We start from the raw sequence: 3,286 nt of genomic DNA, 5'->3' as shown, positions 1-3,286 counted from the left end.
GCCAGCGCCAGGTCCTCAGGCGTGGCGGTGAACACACCGCCACCATCTGGATCGGCGTCCTGATCGGCGGAGCGGCCGGTGGTGCGGCCGGTGGTGTATTCGGGGCGGAACCAGGCACGTCCGGCGTTGATGCGGAACAGGTCACTCTTGCGGCCGGCGGGAACATCCAGGGCGGCGATCAGCGCGCGGATTTTCGCCACGGCGGCTCCGGCCCACGCGGCCAGGGCCTGGTTGACCTGGTGTCGGGTAGCCGGGGCCCGTTGCCGGGCCCCGGCCCCCTCAGAACCGTGCGTGCGACTTTCACCGCACACGGCTCAAGCAGAACCCTGTGGGCGTTTGGTCTTGCGTCCGGTCCGTTTGTCGTCGGCTTCGTGGTGCTGCCGGTGACAGTCGGCGTGTACGAGCCGGAGGTTGTTCTTGCCGTTCCCGCCCCCTTCTCGCCGGTATCGGAGGTGGTGCTTGTGCAGCCGCCGTCCTGTGGCCTCGAACCATTCAATCCAGGCGCGTGGATTGTCCGGCTCATATTCGGCCCCGGTGATCAGGGTCCCGTTGCAGAGCGGACACAGCCCTTTCTGGCGCATGGCCAGGCTCAAGCTGGTCTTGTCCATCACGGGAGGCGCCGCCTTGCGGCGCCTGTTCGCCCAGTAGTCGGCCAGGGCAGGGTCATCCGCGGACGCTCCTGTCTTGACCTTGATGTGCCGGACGATCGGGGTCCATGCGAACTTGTAGAGGTAGGCGCCGGTGTTCCGGTCGCCGAACACCCACTTGTCCGCCCGCGACTTGTTGAACCTGCCGAAGTACCGGTCTGCTACCCAGTGCCTCGACTTGGTGGGGTGCCTTCTGGTGGCCCACTTGTAGGTGAGCTTCCAGACGTAGTGATCCAGGGAGCCAAAGGTTTCCTTGGAGCACACCCCCCGGTAGTACGTCGCCCACCCACGCACAATAGGCGCGAGCTTCCTCAGTACTGCTGCGGCGTTGTGCCCACGCAGGGCCTTTATCTCTATCCGCAGCCTTTCCCGGATCCTCCGTACCGCGTCCTGACTCGGCTTGATAATGATCTTGCGTTGGCTGTTCTTCCTGATGTTGAACCCCAGGAAGTCAAGACCCTCGTCCAGATGCACGATGCGGGTCTTGTCCTCGTTGAACCGGAGCCCGCGGGGCTCCAGCCATTCGGCCAGCTTCCGCTTAATCTGTTCCGCCTCTTCCTTCGAGTATGTGAGCACTACGAAGTCGTCGGCGTACCGAATCAGGACCGGGGTTTCAGGTTTAGCGCCCAGGCTTTCGCCTCTGCGTTTCCATTCCACCCCTGCGGCTTCTTCCATCCCGTGCAGAGCAATGTTAAGCAGCAGAGGGCTGATCACGCCCCCCTGCGGAGTTCCCTCGTGCGTGGGCGACCACCGGCCTTGCTCCATCACCCCGGCCTTCAGCCACCCCCGGATGGCGTCCCCAGCGGGGAACGATCCGACGGATTGCATCAGCCGGTCGTGGTGGATCCGGTCGAATGCCGCCGACAAGTCAGCATCCAAAACCCACTCCCGGACTCCGGTTCTCCTCTTCGCCACGTCGAAGATGCTCTCCACCGCGTCGTGGCAACTCCTCCCCGGCCGAAAACCGTAGGACCGCTCCTCGAAACGGGCTTCCCACTCGGGTTCCAGCGCATTCTTGACACGCGCCTGGTGGACGCGGTCTTTGATCACCGGGATCCCGAGCGGGCGCTGCTTTCCATTGCTCTTGGGGATGTACACCCGCTTGACCGGATCGGGACGACGGTTCGGCTGTTCCTGGATCTGCTGGGCGAGCTGGGCCCGCCCGGCAGGGGTCAGCACGACCTGGCCGTCGATCCCGGCGGTCTTGCGGCCGGTGCTGTGCTGGGTGACTCGTCGCACGCTGACCAGCGTGTTACTCCTCGACCGCAGCACGAGCTTTTGCAGGTTGCGAACCTGTTTGAGGTTCCCTTCCTGCGACGCCTTGAAGATCCGCTGGCGGAGTCGCCGTACGTTCTGCTCCTCGCTGGCCCAGTCGATGCCGTGCCAGTCCAGAGCGGGATCGCCCTCCGGTCCGTTCACCGTCCCGGCCATGTCGCCCGGTGTGGTGTCCAACTTGCCCATCGGTTCGGGTCCCTCCCCACCTTCACTCCAAAGTTCCACCCGGTCCACGTCAGCGCCCTTTCGGGCCAGGCCACCAGGGCCCCTATCCGACGGGTTATACGCGGCGCCTTGAGAGTCGAGCATTCCGCGTTTTCCCCTGACCTTTCGATCTGTCGGCATTCGCTTCTTGGACCATCCTGTTCCCGCTGCGGCATCGGCTTCCCTTACGGCCACCTACCGCCCTATGACGGACCACAACGGGGTTCCCACGTTTCCCTCCATCAAGATGCGACTGGGGAGGGCGCCCCCTATACCCCGAGCCCGGTGGTGTCCACATCCCTCCTTAGTCATCCGAAGGGACCACCTGGCGCTTTTCTGCACCTAGGGCTTGTCGGCCATTATGCTTCCCCTCTCATGACCGTAAGAGTGACGAGGCATAGCCGGGGGTTCACATCGCATTCGCCCTTCCAGTCTTCCCCTCACCTGTGGCTCCCCGGACGGATCGGGGCCCCTTGGGCTTTCTGGTCCGGCTTCACACCCCGCCGTTGCCAGCGACGCATGCGGACCTGGGGACTGACAATTGGACACTTGTCAGAGAATCAGCCCTATTCCTTCCTCTCTGAGGGCTTTCTCCACTTGAATGGAGCGACCTCGTGTCGCACTGACCACGCTCTTCCACTGCCGCTGCGACAGATACCCCGGCAGGCCCTTGGTGTCCATCAACCCGACGAACCCGTGCTCCTTGTAGGCGCGCGTCTGCAGGAGCTGCACATGGACCAGGCCCCGCCGCCAGTGCGGCAAGATCTCACCGACCGCCGCCACCTTGCCCGGGTTGGCGCGATGACCGACCCGGTAGGCGCGGACCCTGCTGCCCCGGTTGCTCCTGGTCTTACGCGCCACCGGTCAGCCACCCCCGGACTGTTCGTCGCCAGGCCGAACACAGCCCGCCGGCGCGCCGCACACCAGCAGCAGGCGACGCAACAGACAACGCAGCAGACGACAACTCGGGGGGCCTCTCCTGCCGGGCGCCGGGCCGGTGATGACGGCCCATCTTCGATGACCTGTTCGGCAAGATACCGGCCAGCAAACACACAGTCACACAACAGCGACGCTTTGTGATACGTGACACCTCAACCACAGCACCGAACACCACACAAAAGCCACACAAAACCACGAAACCAGGGAACTACTTCTCACAC

General features: G+C 64.2%; 3 protein-coding genes. All 3 read right to left on the bottom strand.

Annotated features, from left to right (window positions below):
* The coding region (locus ACH34W_RS55290) for a hypothetical protein (RefSeq protein WP_395969341.1) at positions 1-200 on the bottom strand (200 nt) is incomplete at its 3' end.
* A gap of 114 nt (positions 201-314) precedes the next feature.
* Positions 315-2,108, bottom strand: a complete 1,794-nt coding sequence (gene ltrA, locus ACH34W_RS55285; protein ID WP_395969340.1) for a group II intron reverse transcriptase/maturase — start codon at positions 2,106-2,108, stop codon at positions 315-317.
* Positions 2,109-2,678: 570 nt separating this feature from the next.
* Positions 2,679-2,987 (bottom strand): hypothetical protein, encoded by a 309-nt coding sequence (locus ACH34W_RS55280; protein ID WP_395969339.1) that lies wholly within the window; start codon positions 2,985-2,987, stop codon positions 2,679-2,681.
* Positions 2,988-3,286: the final 299 nt, after the last annotated feature.

Origin of the sequence: Actinomadura sp. 6N118, from assembly GCF_044326415.1 — a bacterium.
Classification (GTDB): Bacteria; Actinomycetota; Actinomycetes; order Streptosporangiales; family Streptosporangiaceae; genus Spirillospora.
Note: the sequence above shows the minus strand (reverse complement) of the source record. Positions and strands in the feature narration are given on the sequence as shown.

Bases quoted from the DNA above. Each gene is read 5' to 3' on its own strand.
- ltrA (WP_395969340.1), bottom strand. From the start codon at position 2,108: ATGGGCAAGTTGGACACCACACCGGGCGACATGGCCGGGACGGTGAAC.